The organism is Rosistilla oblonga (assembly GCF_007751715.1).
Taxonomy (GTDB): Bacteria; Planctomycetota; Planctomycetia; order Pirellulales; family Pirellulaceae; genus Rosistilla; species Rosistilla oblonga.
The window spans coordinates 4,681,080-4,700,355 of the sequence record NZ_CP036292.1; the positions used below are offsets into that span (position 1 = coordinate 4,681,080).

Genomic DNA, 19,276 nt, shown 5'->3' on the forward strand with positions numbered 1-19,276 from the left:
TCCGAAATATTGGGAGTGGCTAAGTGACCTTGGCAACATATCGGTTTACTAGGCAAGCAATCGCCAGCCCTAGCAAAACTCCCTGAACAACGGCTGCAGATGCGAAAACCGCTATAGACCGCAGCCTCACCCCGATTGGAGTGTTTGCCGCCGCCTGGCGTCCCATTTGCAAACCAGATCCCACAGCACTGCGGCGACAGTACCGCGGTGCGAGCGAAAGCCAACCCAACCGGTTGCCCCGAGCTGATTCTGCAGCATGCTTTGATCGACCCGCACAGTCGCTGCAAAGTAGGTCTCGGTCGCTTCAAAGCCGCGAGATTCGGGATCGTCCGACGCGTCGACCGCGATCCCTTTCTCGGATCGGCCGTCCCCTGGATCGTTGGTGGAGGTCGCGATCGCGCCCCCCGCCGCTGCGCTTAACGCGTCGTGGGATAGATGTGTGTCGCCGCGCGGATCGACGTGTTCCAAGCAACCTTCGCTCCCCGGGCTGCCATCGATTTGGACGCGGACATCCTGACCGACTCGCGAGACGAAATATTCGAGTTCTCGCTGCGGCACGAGCGCGCGAACTCGCCGCCGGCCCGCAGGCCCCAGCGTCATCAAGGATTCGCCGGTCGCAACGTAGGTTCCCTGCAACGATTCGATCGCGTCGCCGATCACAATTCCGGAATCGGACGCCCGGATCACCAGGTTCGCTAGCATCTGCCTGCGATCTTCCAGTTGAGCTTCGATCGCGGCAAGCTGTTGCAGTTCCACTTCGCATGCCGCCGTCCGATGCGATGCAGCATAGACGCGAGCGCGGACCTGTGATTGTTCGGCTTGCGCGGCCAGCTCGGCTGTCTTCCATTGCAGCGGCTGGTTTTCAAGTTCCACCAGCACCTGGCCGGCGCGAACGTATTGACCGCTGCGGACAGCGACACGTTTGACAAAGCCCTTTGTCGGGGCGCGAACTTGAACCATCGGTTCATAGTCGACAATCGCAGGGACTCGCGAGTGGCCGTACCACGGCAGCGACAGAATGCTAGCAACAAGAAGCGACACGATCGCAATCGCTTTGCCAAACTGTCGGCGGTCCGGCTGGCAACTGCTGGTGCCCCAAATCAGAAAATGGATCGCCTTGGCCAACGGCAAGACAAACCAAAGCACCGCGGCAAACATTGCCAACACCAGCCCCGCGCCCCACAGCATCCGTTCGGCAGCGATCAACAAAGCAACACACATCGCGATCCGCCAGATCAAAGCGGCAACGCCATAGCCGGCGACGAACCACGGCCAACGTAGCTGTCCGTGTGGCATGCTGCCATCGATTCCGAAAAAGAACTTCCGCGCCGCGGTACGCAACATCTGACTGGCGTGCGTGGCGAGGTTCGGCATTCCCAGCCAGTCGGTCAGGATGTAGTAGGCATCGAACCGCATCAATGGATTGGCGTTGAACAACAATGTGATCAAGCTGCCCGAAAGCATGACGTTAAACGCGTGTTGCGTCACCAGCGGCGAAGACGATCGGCTCCACAAAATCGCCGCCAACGCAGCTATCATCAATTCAGCCATCACGCCAGCGGCCGATGTCAGAATCCGGTGCAATCGCGAGCGGAATCGCCAAGCCGACGTAACGTCTACGTAGGGGAGCGGAATCAGCATGAATAAGATGATGCCAAACTCGCGAATCGATCCGCCAAACCGTTTGCAGGCCAACCCGTGCGCCGATTCGTGAACCAGTTTCAATAGAAACCAAGTCGCTGCGAGCCAGATCCAATTGTTCCGGTCGATCACAGTTTGGGCCGATTGGTCGATCCGATCCGCAGCACCCAACAGCGACATCAGGCCGAATCCAAGGACCAGCATCCAGACTAAAAATCCGAACGGCGAAAACCACCATCCTAACAGTGGAGCGATCGCCCCGATTGCCCGATCGGGATTGCCCAGCCGCAGTTTCGGACTGATCGGACTCAGACTGGCCAATCGTTTCCGCAACCGCTCCCGCCCTCCCTGCTGTGCCATTCGGCAGGAGGATAGTGATGCGGGAGTCGACGCCAATTGATTTTCGACTAACCACCGACACAGTCCCGCCATCTCGTGATCGGCGAGTGCTTCAGCAGCCAACGCCGAGGAGGCCAATCCATGGGCTTCGGCGATGGAAACGTAGCCATCGAGCAGCGAGATGAACGTGAACTCCGAGATTCCCACGCGATAGAACTTCGTCCGCACGGGATCTTCGATCAAATACGTATCGGCAGATCCATCGTGTTGCAACGTAAACCGCAGATCGTCGCGCAGCGTCAGCACGACGCCGCCCAGATCGACGCAACTGTGCTGCGCGTCAGGCGAGAGCGAATCGGATGTTGCCGTCAAGGATCCCATACCGGCGTCTACCTTCTTGTTTGTTATTTCGCTGAGCGTCTAAAAACGAAGCGTCTACGGGAGCGCTGGTCTATGCGAGAGCCAACGACCACCAAGCGACAAAACGCTGCCACGGTTTGTGGAACCAATTCCAAGCAAGCGTGTGGCGGGCGGTTACGATCCGAGCGTCTCCTTCCATTCCCGGACGCAGCTTGCCATCGGGATTGGGGACGCTGAGCTCCGCGATAAAGACATTGCGTTGCTGGCGGACGACCGCGCGCGGCCGAATCGATTCCAGTTTGCCAACGATCGGTTGCAGCCGTTCGGAGTGCAGGCGAATCTGCACCTGCATTCCGACCTTTACATGCGCAATGTCTTCGGCGGGGATTCCCACTTCGACCCGCAACGGCGAGATCTCGGCGATCTCATACAGTTTTTCGCCGATGCCGACGGGAAAGTGTTCGCGCCGCTGGTGACTGCCCGAAAGGACCAAGCCCGCGACGGGCGATCGAATCTCCATGTTGTCGCGTTGGTATTCGAGCAATTGGCGGCGAGCGGCCAGTTCGGCCAGTTCGGCTTCACTGATCATCGCCTTGGGCGTTTCGTGATTCGCCATGTGGCTATCGAGCGTCTTCCGGACACGCTCCTGCTGTGCGACGACACCGGCCAGTTCCCATTTGATCTCGCGTTGTTCCATCCTGGCCAAAACATCGCCGACCTCGACGCGGTCTCCCGGTCGCACGAACGTCGTTTCAAGCGTCCCATCGTACGGAGCGACTGCAAAACGTTTGGCTTCGGGTTCCAAACGACAGCGGCAAGCGATGCGATAGGGCCAGGGAAGACAGAGCGTGAAGAGGATCGCGGCAGCCAAGGCAAGCAACAGATTCCGCTGCGTCGCCATCGATTGGGCCGCCAATTGACTCAGGAATCGGCGGATGCCCGACGGTTGGGCGCGGCGGCTGATCGACAGCACCGATGCGATCGGCAGCGACAGCGCGGTCAATAGATTCTGCGTTCCGGGACTTCCGACCGAAAGCAACGCACCGGCCACGCTGAGGACGCCGACGACCTGACCGTCGTGGTTTCGCAGCGGAGTCGAAACGATCAGCTCCACGCCGACGGAGTCGACGATCTGGCGGTGAGCAATCGACAGCTCGCGACGGTTGGGAGCCAGTGGCGGCCAACTGGTCACGCTATCGCGCAAGCCGCATTCATCGTGAGCTGCTTCGATCGTCTGTGCCAAAGTCGAATTGGGATCGAAGTGCTCCAGACCGGAAATCGTCGCCAACCGCAGCGGTTTGGATCGTCCCTTCGCAGATTGACCCTTCCCCGGCAGCAGGCTGAGGGCGACGAACTTGCAATCCAAATGTCGCTTCAACTGGCCGACGACCGACCGACACGCCTCGTCCAACGTGGGACACGTTTGAACCGTTGCAACCAGATCGACGAGCGCGGCGGTGATGCGAAGATCATCGTGGGATGCAATCGCTTCGCGACAAAAGTGCCACGCGGTTGTAACGATCGGCAGCAACTGGATCGCCCGCCGGAGCTCTTCCACCGTGGAGGCGATTGCAAGCAATGTGACCACGTAACGCTGGTCCCCTAGAGTCGACTCAATACACGCGGCATGAAGGCCTTGGATTTGCGGCGATGCGAAGACTTGCGCTTCGGCATCGTTTTGCAGTGCCATCCGACATTCGTGCAACCACTGCTGCGTCGCTTCTTCCGCAAGAGCTTCATTGGGGATCTGCGAGGCAATCGGTTCGGCAACGGCGGCTGGATCTTCGGTGGGCGAATGGAGATGCCAGGTTCCGCCGATCGCGATCCCAGAACGACAGAGTTCAACCAGCGTCGCTTCGGCAAACTGATGCAAGTTCTTTGCGTCATGGACATGCCGAGTGAGCGCACGCAGTAGTTGATCGAGACGAAGCTCGCTGAGATCGGATACTCCCTGCGCTTCGGGCGACGATGCTTGCGCCGGCGGTCGGCTGGCGTCGCGGGCGACAACCGTGGCAGCGGACCATGAGGAAGCGGTTGCGGACTCGGCGGGCGATGAAATCGGAGGGCTGGTCATGGCGATGTATCAGTAGTCGTTGGGCGATTGAGCGAAGTTTAATTTGGCGTTGGAGAGACAGAGTGGTGCGATCCATCCAGTCGACATCGGAGGCCACTGCGGTACCGATTGTTGGGATTCGCGATGATCACCTCGACCCCGACGCGGCCGCTTTCGGCGTTGGTTACCGGATCGATATGGCGGATCGTAGACTTCACCGTCTCGTCCGAATCGGTGAACTGGAGCGTGAGTGTTTGATCGATCTGCATCTGCGTGGCGAGCGATGTTGGCAGATAGAAGACGGCTCGCAGTGCGCTGAGATCGACCACGCGAACGGTGGTCGGTTCGGAACCGGCGACGTATTCGCCGACATCCTGAACGACTTCGGTGACGATCCCGGCAATCGGGCTGCGAATCTCTTTCATTGCGATCCGAGCATCGATCTCGGCGATCTCCAGCTCGGCGATCCGCTGCCGGTCGCGAGCCGTCTGCACACGCAGCTGAGCGATCTTGGCGTCCGTTTCGGCGTGCAGCACTTCGTCCGGACTGCCAGCTCCCTGAGACCGCAATTCCAACAAACGTTGGTAGCGGTGTTCGAGCCGCTTGTGCTCGATCCGCAGCGAATCGACTTCCGCCGTCGTTTCCGCCTGCACGACAGCGATCGCTCGGGTCGCACGAAGCACCTGAGTATCGAGCGTCATCAACAGCGCGTCGGCTTCGACACGAGCCCCTGGCTTGACGAACACCTGGGCGATCCGGCCCGGTTCCGCCGCGGCGACATCGATGCTTTGAAGAGGTTCGGTAAACGCATCGTAGCCGCCGTTGGCAGCTTGGTTGGTCAGCGGATCGGCAGCCACCACGGGGGCGATCGCCAGGATCACCCCGGCCAGCGAGACGTTTACGATTCGCGAGGCGAACCATTTCCTGAGCTTCCACATATTAAACAGCCTCCTTGGCGACGGTTTCGAGGACGCGATCGAGCCATTGGTCGGCGCGGTTCAATTGCGCCCGCCGCTGATACGCTTGGTGTTCCAGATCGTTCTGCAGTCGCGTGATTTGGGAAGAGAAGTCGTGCTGGGCGTCGGGAGCCCCTTCGCATCGCGCGGCGATCGATTCGGCCAGCTGGGGTGTCTGATCAAACAATTCGTCTTCGGCGGAAACGAAAAACTGGTACGAACCGGGATCGCCTTGTCGCGCCCCGCGGCCGATCAATTGACGATCGACGCGGGAACAGGGATGGTGTTCGGTCGCGATCACATGCAGCCCGCCGCGGCGGCGCGAAGCATCGCTCAATCCGATATCGGTACCGCGGCCGGCCATGTTGGTAGCGATCGTGACAGATCCGGGCTGGCCGGCGAGAGCGATCAGATCGGCTTCGGATTCATCTTGAACGCCGTTGAGCGTGCGATGCGGAACGCCACAGGAGTGCAATGCCGCGGAGATCGATCGGCTTTCCGCGATCGTTCGCGTGCCAACCAGCATCGGTGCACCATGGGCATGCCGCGCCCGAATCTCCGCGACAATCGATGCCTGCTTCGATCGCAGGTTGGAAAAATAGCGACTCGGCAGTCCGATCCGGTGACAGGGTCGATGCGTCGGAATGCTGACGACACTTAAACGATAGAAGTCTTTCAATTCATCAGCGGCCGCTTGTGCGGTTCCCGTCAATCCGCAAATCGCATCGTATTGCGAGATAAATCGTTGTCGTGTGATCCGAGCTTGCGTTTGTTGTTCGGCCACAACCGCCACTCGCTCCTTCACCTGAACCGCTTGGTGCAAACCGTTTCGCCAACTGCGATCGGGATGGATGCGGCCCGTGTTCTGATCGACGATCTCCACGCTTCCGTTGCGGACGACATAGTCGACGTCGCGGCATAAGATCTGACGCGCACGCAGCGCGTTATCGACGTAACACGACCAAGCTCGAGCTAGCCGCAGCTGTGGTGATTGGGCGAAGTGTTGATGGATTCGGAACCAACCTGTGGGAGTCAGTTCGATGCTGCGATCGACCGACGCGACGCGGTAGTCTTCGCCCGATTGCAGTTGCTGCGCAATCCGGTCGGCGGCGAAATAGGCTTCGATTTGGGAACCGCCAACGCGTGGCGAAGTCTCTTGACCACTCAGGATCAGTGGAGTTGTCGCTTCGTCGATCAAGACGCTGTCGGCTTCGTCGATCACTGCAAAGGCGAGTCGGCGGCCGATCAAGGCGTTCTTTTGTTCGACCGACTCGCCGCGCAAATGAGCCAGATATTCCATTCCTAGTTTTCGACGCGGCGCCGACCGAAGAGCGATCTGATCGCGAAGGAAATCGAAACCAAATTCATAACCAGGACCATAGGTGATATCGCAACGATAGGCCTGCTGTTTTTCGACAACTCCCATCTTGGAGTTGATGTGTCCGACAGTCAGCCCCAACAGATCGAAGCTCGGTTGCAGCGTTTCGAAGTCGCGGCGAGCCAGGTATTCGTTGACGGTACTAACATGACAACCGCGTCCAGCCAAGGCCTGCCAAAAAACGGGAAGTCCGGTCGTCAGCGTCTTGCCTTCCCCCGTCTGCATTTCGGCGATCGAACCGGACGAAAGAATCCAGCCGGCTTGCAGCTGAACGTCGTAAAACAGCTTGCCCGTCGTCCGCCGCACGGCTTCTGCCATCAACCCGTGCGCTTCGATCATCGCATCGGATGCTGTCGGTTGCCACCAACGCTGCCAGAAACGCGAGTTCGCTGGCGGACGGGCGTGTCGTTGTTCCGATTTGATTTTGGTTCGCAGCTGTTCGGTCCGCGACTGCAACAAAGCATCGGGCCACCGCATGAAGCGCTGTTGCTGATCGCGCACTGCAGCGACGGTTCGATCGGGCGTGATCGGCAATGGTTTCATAACAAGACTCTGCGTCGCTGGTCCGAAATGGAGCGCCTGCACGCTCACCCAGACAAGCTTTGCATACAGAACGCGAAATGAGATTTCCGTCCCCGTTAAGAACCTCCCTATCGTCAAATTGCCAGCTTGCAACTTGTGCGATCGGTGCAATCGCTACAGCCCCGACTCAGGTTACCAAGGCATCCCGATGTCCCCGACGAATCCACTTACCTAGTTTAGCTGCGTCGTAGAGTTCAGTAGTGAAGCTGCCTTCTGTGCCAATCGCCGCGCGAATCCGATTCGATACCAAGCCGTTTCCCGGATCCTCTCCCCCGATCACCATCACATGAAAACCAACACGCCATCAACCTCGACGACTTCGGTTCGCAGTGCATTCAACCGCGACAGATCGCTTCGCAAACGGGAACGGTTGATGGAGGTGTTGGAGGATCGCGTGATGTTCGACGGTGTTCCGGACGGTACGCTCGACCCAGCGGCGATTTCGCAAGACGAGCCTCTGTTTGAAGCGACCGCCGACGGCCCGCAAACCGGCGACCAAAGTCCGGAAAGCCCGACCTCAGCCAAGCAGATCGTGTTTGTCGACAAACGTGTTGCCGGTTACGAGCCTTTGGTAGCCGACCTAACGAGCAACCGAGAGAGCGACGTCGTTTTCCTGAACAAGCAGATCGACACGTTGTCGCAGATCGCCGACGCGTTGGCCGATCGCAATCAAGTTGATGGGACGATCTACGACGCGGTGCACCTGATCGAAACCGCCGCTGAGGGAAATGCCGCCGCGGATGTCGTCACGATAGATCCAGCAACGATCACCGCAGCCGCGGCCGTTCACTCAGGGGAAACCAACGATCCGTCAGCCCCTAATCCAGCGAGCGGCGTATTGGTAGCAACTGTGCGAACCGAAGTCGTCGTGATCGACAGCGCCGTCCAAGATGCAGCGACGATGTTAGCGGGACTTCAGGGTTCGGCAGATCCGTCGACTAACTGGATCGTCGTCCGGATCGATCCGTCGACCGATGGGATCCAGCAGATCAGCGACACCTTGGCACGGCAGAGTTCAGTCGACGCGTTGCACTTGATCGGTCACGGTGATGGACGTGGGATCGATCTCGGCGACACCTTTCTGGACGTCGATTCGCTTTCCGGATATGCGAGCGACATCGCGCTGTGGGGCGACGCGTTATCCCACGATGCTGACATACTGATCTACGGTTGCGACCTCGCCAGCACCGCGGATGGACGAACGTTGGTCGAAGCGATCGCCGCGTTAACTGCTGCTGATGTAGCGGCTAGCGACGACGCGACCGGCCACGAATTGCTCGGCGGCGACTGGCAACTGGAATACGTGTTGGGAACAATCGACACGACAATCCTTGCCACCTCCTGGAGCTTCGACGTCAGCTGGTACGGCACCCTGGCAACAATTACCGGAACTGCCGGGGCCGATATTTTGGAAGGGACTGCGGCCGGCGATACAATCCACGGCAACGGCGGCAACGACATCTTATTGGGCGGAATCGACTTAATCGACGAAGGCAACTTCAACAGCTCCGCTACGACAACCCAGATGTCCGTCAGCGGATCCAACAGCGGTTGGACAATATCCGCCGGCAACGTCGATTTCCTCGCCTCCGATTCGGGGATCGCTCTACCAAACGATCCCAACGACGCAACATTACGAGCTGTCGATCTGAACGACGCAACGATCAGCAGAACCGTCGCGGGACTGACGATCGGCAAGACGTACAACCTTGCATTTTTCATGGCAGCCGATGGTGAAAGCTCTCAGACGCTCGAAGTGGGAGTGGTCGGACAAGCGATGGAAACGATGCAGGTTTCGATGCCGCCTGGCAACACGCTGGCCAACATCGATTGGCAAGTCAAGCTGCACACGTTCACAGCAACCGCCACGTCACACACGATTCAGTTCGCAGCGACCAGCGGCACCGTAACCGCTGGTGCGATCATCGCAGGAGTGCGAATGGTCGACAGCGCAGCGAGTGATGGAAACGACACGATTTACGGTGGCGACGGCGTCGACCTGATCCTAGCGGGTGGCGGCAGCGATTCGATCTATGCCGACGACGACAACCAGCAAGACCTGATCGATGGAGGTGACGGCGCGGACACGTACTACATCGAGAGCGACAACACAGCTGATCTCTATCGCGACTCGGGCAAAACTGGCGTCGACCAACTGCACCTCACCTCGAACGCAGACTCCACGTATCACATCACCGATGAATTCTCGCAAGCGCTGAGCGGAATCGACACAATCTACGACGCTTACACGACAAGCTATACGACAACCCTAGGCAGCAGCACTCACGCGAGTTCGGTGAACTGGGATTTCACCGGAATAACACTTCAATATGTCGAAGAGATCCACGGCGGAATGCAAGATGACACGATCACCTTTGATTACGCAGGCGTAGGTTCTCCGACCACTATCCATGGCAACGAAGGAAACGACACCATAACAACCGGCGATGGCAACGAAACCATTTACGGAGGATCTGGCCATGACATCATCGACGCAGGGAATGGTGACAACACAGTCAATGGAGACGACGGCAACGACCGCCTGACAACCGGCAGTGGGCGTGACACGATCTGCGGTGGCAATGGAGTCGACACAGTTTTGGCAGGTGCCGGCAATGACAACCTGTGCGTCGCGGACGACAGTGAAACCGACATCGTCGATGGCGGTGATGGAGCCGACATCTACTTTCTCTACAAGAACAACACTCCCGACATCTATTGCGACAGCGGGACCGATGGCGCTATCGACGCCCTGTATCTCTACAGCACCGGCGAATCTACCTATTATCTTCCCGATACATTTTCCTTGGAAAAAACAGGGATCGATTCCATCTACGACGTGTTTTCGTATTCCACCACCTACCTAGGAAGCGAACTGCACGCGACTGCACTCAACTGGGATTTCCGAGGCATACTGTTTTTTGGCGTCGAAAACATCCGCGGTGGTACTCAAGACGATACGATCCAAACCGATTATGCCGGCAGCGACGGACCGACCACGATCTATGGATATGGCGGCAACGACACAATCATGGACGGCAATGCCAGCACAACGATCTATGGCGGGGATGGCGATGATCTGATCGATGCAGGGGGTGGCACTGATACCGTATACGGTGAAGCTGGCAACGACATACTTTGGGGAGGTGATAACAACGATACAATTTGGGGTGGCGATGGTGACGATGCGATCTACGGTGGACGTGGCGGCGACACGATGTATGGCGATGCTGGCAATGACTACATCGAAGGTGGCACCAGCAACGACACGATGTATGGCGGGGATGGCGATGACACTTTTGATGGCGGAACGGGAACGGGAGTCGACATCACTCATGGCGAAGCTGGGATCGACACGGTTCGGTATAGCGATCCGGTGGCAAACTACACATTAGACTACGCGAATTACAACGGAACAGATCCAAGCGGTTACGTTCGAGTCAGCGACAACAGCGTGATTGGCCAAGATGAAGGTGACAACAACGATTATGGCACGGTTGAATTTGCGAGGTTTTACGATGGCACTGTCGCTTTTTTAGATGATTCGTTCTCGGCAGACTTGCTGACGACATTTGATTTACCCGTTACACAAACACTCTACGAAAACAGTTCCCTGCTGTTTAACGCAGCCAACGGTAATCTGATCGCTGTGGCGGATGATCCGGGCGAGCAACTTGCAATCACGCTGGCGGTCAGTCACGGCGTGTTGTCGCTGGGTGCGCGACCTCCCGGAATCAGTTTCACCGAAAACGACGGGATCTTGGACCAATCGATGACCTTCAGCGGCAGTTTGGAAGATATCAACATCGCTCTGGATGGTCTTCAATTTGTGCCAACTACCAACTTCAATGGCGACACGACGTTGACGCTGACGGCGGTTAACACGACGACGTCCGAACGCGAGACCAACCGCTTAACTCTGACGGTCCTCCCGGTCAACTCCGCGCCTGCTTTTGGCGATGGGACGACGGTATTTGACAACCACGTCGTCGCGTCCAACGCAGTGGGTGCTTCGACGGTCACAACCGCAGATGTCGACGGTGACGGTGACCTGGACATCATTTCCGGAGCGACGACGGCAAACGAAGTCGCTTGGTTTGAAAACGACGGACACGGTTCTTTTGTTGCCCATTCAATCTCAACGTCGGTCGCGGGTGTCCGATCGGTTGCGGCGGCTGATCTCGATAACGACGGCGATATCGATATCCTCGCCGCTGCGTATGATGACGGCGAGATCATCTGGTTCGAAAATGATGGGAACCAAAGCTTCTCACAAAGGACTGTCTCCACTCTCGCCAGCACAGCAACCTCTATTTTTGTAGTCGATCTCGATGCCGATGGAGATCTGGATGTGCTTTCCACCGCGGAGAGTCTCGATGAAGTCGCGTGGTACGAAAACGATGGGAACGAGAACTTCAGCAAGCATGTGATCGCAAACGATGCCGACGGCGCAGCGGCGGTCAGTTCCGTCGATCTCGACCAAGACGGCGACCTGGACATTCTTTCGGCAAGCGCCAACGACAACACGATCGCGTGGTACGAAAACGATGGCGGCCAATCTTTCACCAAGCGGATTGTTTCGACCGCGTCCGTTGCCGCTCGAGCGGTAGCGTTTGCCGACCTCGACGGTGACGGCGATATCGACCTGCTATCCACTTCGGCGGCATCTCAAGCGTTGGTTTGGCATGAAAATGATGGCGATGAAAATTTCATCGCGCATACGATCACAACCAACGTCGATGGGGCGGTTTCGGTTTCAACGGCGGATATCGACGGTGATGGTGACATCGACGTCTTCTCTGCGTCGTTAGCCGACAACAAGATCGCTTGGTTTCAGAACGATGGCAACCAGAACTTCACCGAGTTTTCGATCAGCGAGACGGCTTCGGCAGCAAAGGCGGTCACCGCAGCCGACATCGACGGCGATGGTGACATCGATATCGTCTCGGCAGCCTCTGGCAACGATACGATCGCATGGCATGAAAACCACATCCACAAAGGACTCGGACGCTCGGTCGGCTACATCGAAGGGGAACCAGCGGTACGCTTGGCCCCTGACCTCGAGGTCCGCGACCCCGAACTCGAAGAGACCGATTGTGGATGTGGGAACTTCAGCGGTGCGACGGTGACACTTGCCCGCGACATCGAACCTAAAAGCGAGGATCTGTTTTCGTTTGTCGATGGCAACGGTATCACGCGCGATGGCACAATGCTGCTCAAACGCGGACAATCGATCGCATCGTTTGATCTCACCACGCCCGGGCAACTTGTCATCACCTTCACCGATGCAAACGGAGAAGTCCCCAGTTTGAAAGATGTCAACTTTATCCTGTCTCAGATCGCGTACGAAATCACCGGCAACGAAATGCCCGAGCATGTCGACATGCGTTGGACGTTTGATGATGGGAACTCGGGAGGCCAGGGAGACGGTGGGTCATTGTTTACAACGGGACTGACCACCGTCGTATTCACAGAAGTCAACGACGAACAGATTTTGGCTGTCAAAACCGGAGCAACGATCGCCGAAGGTTCCATTGGTAACACGATCACCACGGCGATGTTGCAGACCACCGACCTCGACAACACGGCAGCGGAGATTGTCTACACCATCGATGGCGCTCCGACCAACGGAACACTCTTTCGCGACGGAGTTGCGCTGTCGGCAAACGATACGTTCACTCAGTCTGACATCGATGCAGGCCTGATTCGATTCGATCACAACGGCAGCGAAGACTTCTCCGACAGCTTTGACTTCACCGTTGACGATGGCGAGGGAGCCACAACATCGGCAGGATTCACATGGTTGGTAACAAGCGTTAACGATCCACCGGTTGCAGCGGACATCGAATCCGCTCCACTCAGCTACACCGAAAATCAAGGAGCCGTTGCGATCTCATCGACCCTGACGGTTGCGGATGTCGATGACACACAGCTCGAATCCGCAGTGGTAGCGATCACTGCGGGATACGATGCTGGCCAAGACCAATTGGACTTTGTCGACCAGAACGGAATCGTTGGTGCGTGGGATTCGGGGACCGGAACGCTGACGCTGACCGGAACGGCAACGGTCGCCCAATATCAATCCGCTTTGCGGAGCGTCACCTATACGAACACCAGCGAACAACCTTCGACGGCGAATCGAACGGTCAGCGTTCACGTTAACGATGGCGACCGTGATGGCAACCCGCAAAGCCGAGAGATTGCGATCACGGCTGTCAACGACCTGCCGACGTTTGTAGCTCCTGGCACGCCAATCTTCACCCGGCATAACATCACAACCAATGCCGACGGCGCAACCTCTGTCTCGACAGCTGACGTCGACGGGGACGGCGACATCGACGTCCTCACCACATCCCATGGCGACAACACGGTCGCTTGGTACGAAAACGACGGCAGCGGAAACTTCACCAGACATGCTGTCTCGACGACAGCCGGCGGTCCCACCTCCATCTCGACTGCCGACATCGATGGAGACGGTGATCTCGATATCCTCGCCTCCTCTCACCTCAGCGACAGGATCACATGGTATGAGAACAACGGTAGCCAAGGCTTTACAGCTCGCGTGATCACATCGTCGACCGATTTCGCAACCTCGGTGTCCACCGCTGACATCGATGGTGACGGCGACATCGACGTCCTCTCGTCATCGCGCAATGACGACAAGATCGCATGGTACGAAAACGACGGCAACGGAAACTTCACAACACATGTGATTACCAAAACCGCTGACGGCGTGCGATCTGCGACCACGGCAGACGTCGACGGCGATGGCGATATCGACATCGTCTACGGATCTCGGGACAACAACACGGTGGCTTGGCACGAAAACGACGGCAACCAAAACTTCACCAAGCACGTGATCACTACCGAAGCGATAGGAGTCTACAACATCGCGGTGGCGGACGTCGACAGCGATGGCGACATCGACGTCCTCTCGGCCTTGTTCAACGGCAAGGCAGTAGTATGGCACGAAAACGACGGCAGCGGAAATTTCACCACACACGTGATTACCACGACCACTGACTCAGCGTCATCGGTGACGGCGGCGGACCTCGACGGTGACGGTGACATCGACGTCCTTTCCACGTCGTATTTCGACAACACGGTGGCATGGTACGAAAACAACGGCACCGAAAACTTTACCAAGCACGCGATCACGACCAACGCCAGGGGAGCCATTTCTGTCACGACCGCCGACGTCAACGGCGACGGCGACATCGATATTCTTTACGCGTCGTCCATCGACAATACGATAGCGTGGTACGGGAGCGATCCAGGTCCGCTGGTCAACACGCTCGACGGCAACCCGACCTTCACCGAAGATGGCCCGCCCGTCGTGCTCGACGCGAATGTCAAAATCTTCGATGCGGAACTGACTGTGTTGAACGACTTCGGCGGCGCATCGCTGACACTCGCCAGCAACGGTGGTGCCAGTCCAGACGACCTGTTTAGTGCGACGGGCAATTTGGCTTTCGTCGGAACGACCACTGGCAACATCGAATTTTCCTCGGCCGTCATCGGCACCTACAGCAACACCGCTGGAACGCTGACGCTCACCTTCGCCGCGGGCGTCACTAACGCTCAGGTCAACGCGGCGATTCAGTCGATCGCCTACGCCAACAGCAGCGACACGCCGCCCGCAAGCGTTCAGATCGATTGGACCTTCGACGATGGCAACATGGGAGACCAGGGAACTGGCGGACCGCAGCAGGCAATCGGCAGCACGACCATCGATATCATCGCCACCAACGATGATCCAGCCAACACCGGATCGCTACCGAACCAGATTAGCGTCACCGAGGATCTCAGCGGCGAAGTCGATCTGTCGCTGATCGACTTAAGCGACTCCGATGCGGGCAGCAGCAGCCTGACGGTGACACTCACAACCAGTACCGGCGGCAACTTGTCAGCTGCCGCTGCTGCGGGCATTACAGTCGGCGGAACAAGCACTGTGAGAACGTTGACTGGCAGCCTGACAGATCTAAACAGCTATCTGAACACCTCAAGCAACATCACCTACCTGCACGGCACGCCCGACACAAATGGCGATGCTGCCGACACGATCCAGATCCACGTGACCGACAACGGCAATTCCGGATCAGGGGGCGGTGGGATCGTCGACCTCGGAACGTTTGACGTCGACATCACCGCGGTCAATGACGAACAAGTCCTGGCCGTCAACACAGGAACAACAGTCGCCGAGGGATCGACCGGCAACACGATCACCACGGCGATGTTGCAGACGACCGATGTCGACAACACCAACGTGCAACTCGTCTACACAGTCGATTCGATTGCCGTCAACGGAACACTCTATCGCAACGCCGTCGCCCTCTCGGCAAGTGATACGTTCTCGCAAGCCGACATCGCGGCGGGGCTAATCACTTATGATCACAACGGTAGCCAGACAGCATCGGACAGTTTTACGTTTACAGTTGACGACGGAACGGGAACCACGACTTCGGCATCGTTCAACTGGACGATCACCAACGTCAACGATGCCCCGGTGCTTGCGTCGATCGAAGGAACTTCGCTCGCCCACACAGAAAACGACGGTGCGGCGGCGATCACGTCGACGCTGACGCTCGCCGACGACGATGATACAAACATCGAATCGGCACTCGTCACAATTTCTGCTGGATATGTTAACGGCCAAGACCTACTTGCTTTTGTCGATCAGAATGGAATCAACGGCTCATGGAACGTGGGTACCGGAACGCTGACGATGACCGGAACGGCGACGCTGGCGCAATACCAATCGGCACTTCGCAGCATCACCTACTCCAATTCCAGCGAACTGCCCGACACGACATCGCGCACGGTTAGCTTCACTGTCAACGATGGCGATAACAACAGCAACACGGTCTCGCGGAACATCGCGGTCGCCAGCATCAACGACGATCCGACCAATGCGGGCAGTTTGCCTAGCGACGTCACGGTGACCGAAGACGTTTTGAGTTCGATCGATTTGTCAGCGATCGATCTTTCGGACGTCGATCACAATGGCGGCTACTTGACATTGACTCTGACAACATCCACCGGCGGCAAGCTAACGGCGACGACCTCGGGTGGCGTAACGGTTGCCGACAGCGGATCAATGACCCTATCGTTGACCGGTACACTCGCCAACCTAAACACGTACCTCAACACAACAACCGCGATCAAGTATCAGCACGCCACGACAGACCTGAACGGCAACGATGCCGATACAATCTCAGTGGCGATCACCGACAACGGCAACACTGGCAATGGCGGCGGTGGAACGATCGACTTAGGAACGTTTAACGTCGACATCACCGCGGTCAATGACGAACAAGTCCTGGCCGTCAACACAGGCGCGACCGTCGCCGAGGGATCGACCGGCAACACGATCACCACGGCGATGTTGCAGACGACCGATGTCGACAACACCAACGTGCAACTCGTCTACACAGTCGATTCGCTTCCAGTTTACGGAACACTCTATCGCAACGCCGTCGCGTTGTCGGCCAATGATACGTTTACGCAAGCTGACATCGCTGCGGGGCTAATCACTTATGATCACAACAGCAGCCAAACAGCATCCGATAGTTTTACGTTTACTGTCGACGACGGAACGGGAACCACGACTTCGGCATCGTTCAACTGGGCGATCACCAACGTCAACGATGCCCCGGTGCTTGCGTCGATCGAGTCCGCTGTAATCGCCTACACGGAAAACGACGGAGCGGTGGCGATCACGTCGACACTGACGCTGTCCGACGACGATCTCGAAAACCTTGAATCGGCAGTAGTCCAAGTCACTGCGGGCTATAATTCGGACCAAGACATCCTTAGTCTTGCCGATCAGAATGGAATCAGCAGCTCATGGAACGCGGGGACCGGCACGTTGACGTTGACCGGTTCGGCAACCATTGCTCAATACCAGGCCGCACTTCGCAGCGTCACCTACACCAATTCCAGCGAACGCCCCGACACGGCGACTCGGACCGTTAGCATTACCGTTAATGACGGCGAACATGAAAGCAACACGTTAACGCGGCACATCACGGTTGCCAGCGTCAACGATGATCCAAGCAACACTGGCAGCTTTCCGACTACCGGTACGGTGACGGAAGACGTTTCCAGTACTATCGACCTCTCGTCGATCGACCTCAGCGATCTCGACCACAACGGTGGCGATCTAGTGCTGACAATCAGCACATCCAACGGTGGAACGCTTACAGATGGCGGGACGCCGGGACTTGTGCGCGCCCCATTGGATCCCACAATTGCTTTGTTTCAGGGCTCTCTCAATGCGCTCAACGCGTTTTTGGACAACGTTGGCGCGCTCAAATACAAACACCCGACTCAACACATCAGCGGCACCACTGCCGACGCGATCACCGTGACAATCCGCGACCTTGGCAATACAGGCACCGGTGGTGGCGGGACGATCCTGCTTGGAACGTTTGACGTCGACATCACCACCGTCAATGACGAACAAATATTAGCGGTCAATACGGGAACAACGGTCGCTGAAGGTTCGACCGGCAACACGATCACCACAGCGATGTTGCAGACGACCGATGTCGACAACACCAATGCGCAACTGGTCTACACCGTCGACTCGATTCCCGTCAACGGAACGCTCTATCGCAACGCGGTCGCCCTTTCGGCAAGTGATACGTTTACGCAAGCCGACATCGCAGCGGGTTTGATCACTTATGATCACAACGATAGCCAAACAGCAACCGATGGCTTTGCGTTTACTGTCGACGACGGAACGGGAACCACGACTTCGGCAGCGTTCCACTGGACGGTCACCAACGTCAACGATGCACCCGTGGCGGTATCCGATCCAGTGGTTCCCACGAACCCTGCGTTTATCACCAACGAAACAACATCGCTCGCGCGCGTCGACATTTTGTCGAACGACATCGATGCCGATCACGATCCATTGACGATCGTTCGGATCAACGGGAACACGTTCTCCGTTGGCGTGCCGATCACGCTTCCCAGCGGAGCACTGGTCACCGTGAACGGTGATGGCACGATCGATTTTGATCCCAACGGCCGTTTCGACGACTTGGCAGTTGGTCAATCGGCGCTCGATGGGTTTGCCTACACGATCAGCGATGGCCAAGGAGGCACCGACACCGGACAGGTGATCGTGACGATCAACGGAGAAAACGAACCACCACAGATTGGCGACAGCAAGATCACGATCGATCCCAACACACCGACCGTGATTCCCGTGTTGGAAAACGCATACGACTCCAATGGAGATCCATTAAGCGTGATCGTGATTTCGCAGCCCGACAACGCCAGCGTGGTCGTCAACTCCGACGGCACGCTGACCTTTACGCCGCACAAGGATTATGTCGGAACGGTCAGCTTCCGCTATCTTGTCGAAGATCCCTACGGCGGCAGCGCAACCGCGACGCTGCAAGTCGAGGTGCGGGCACAGTTCGTTTTCGACAATCTACACCAACCGAAAAACGGGTTTGACCGCGACGACAGCGGCCGATTTGCAGCCGGCGGAATAAACCGCTACGGAAGCCAAGGTGGCGACAGCGTCTACGCCGGTGGCAGCGTCGATTTCCGGCAACCGTTAAGCCAGCAGATCTATACGTTGGCTCCCGAACCGATCCTTTCGGGACAAGCCCGCTACGGCAGTCATATCGTCGGTCGGATCTACGATTCCAGCGGGCGTTTGATCGCCGAGAGCTTCACGATCGCCGACATCAGCGGAACTTGGTTGCTCCAGTTCCAAGGCGTGCGAAGCTTTGACTATTATCGTGTCGAAATCGAACTGACAGACAATTACGGACACGATAGCTCACGCCTTAGCATCGGCCCGAGCAATTCGTCCTACCAGAGCTTGCAACCGCTGACGCAAACCAGCGAACCATTGACCGTGCAACGCGTAACCCGAGACACTCCGTCGCTTTCGTTGCAACAAGCGCATCGCGCGCTCAACAATCCGTTGGGTTTGGGGACCTAGCC

Annotated in this window: 5 protein-coding genes; 1 reads left to right on the forward strand and 4 read right to left on the reverse strand. The window is 57.5% G+C overall.

All coding sequences use genetic code 11. The annotated features are described in order from the left end of the window. Nucleotides 1–126 precede the first annotated feature (126 nt). From CA51_RS16525 to CA51_RS16540, 4 genes are all read right to left on the reverse strand, one after another. Nucleotides 127–2,361 carry an efflux RND transporter periplasmic adaptor subunit gene (locus tag CA51_RS16525; RefSeq protein ID WP_145122339.1) on the reverse strand — a complete coding sequence of 745 codons (2,235 nt, stop codon included), beginning with the start codon at nucleotides 2,359–2,361 and terminating at the stop codon, nucleotides 127–129. 70 nt (nucleotides 2,362–2,431) lie between these two features. Then, nucleotides 2,432–4,414: an efflux RND transporter periplasmic adaptor subunit gene (locus CA51_RS16530; RefSeq protein ID WP_145122340.1), complete on the reverse strand. Its 1,983-nt coding sequence runs from the start codon at nucleotides 4,412–4,414 to the stop codon at nucleotides 2,432–2,434. A 38-nt stretch (nucleotides 4,415–4,452) separates the two neighbouring features. After that, nucleotides 4,453–5,331 (reverse strand): efflux RND transporter periplasmic adaptor subunit, encoded by an 879-nt coding sequence (locus CA51_RS16535; RefSeq protein ID WP_145122341.1) that lies wholly within the window; start codon nucleotides 5,329–5,331, stop codon nucleotides 4,453–4,455. Nucleotide 5,332: 1 nt separating this feature from the next. Further along, nucleotides 5,333–7,270 carry a preprotein translocase subunit SecA gene (locus CA51_RS16540; protein ID WP_145122342.1) on the reverse strand — a complete coding sequence of 646 codons (1,938 nt, stop codon included), beginning with the start codon at nucleotides 7,268–7,270 and terminating at the stop codon, nucleotides 5,333–5,335. Nucleotides 7,271–7,595: 325 nt separating this feature from the next. Between CA51_RS16540 and CA51_RS16545 the strand changes: the two genes are divergently transcribed. Next, a complete protein-coding gene (locus CA51_RS16545; protein ID WP_145122343.1) occupies nucleotides 7,596–19,274 on the forward strand; it encodes an FG-GAP-like repeat-containing protein in 11,679 nt (3,892 codons plus the stop codon). Nucleotides 19,275–19,276 lie beyond the last annotated feature (2 nt).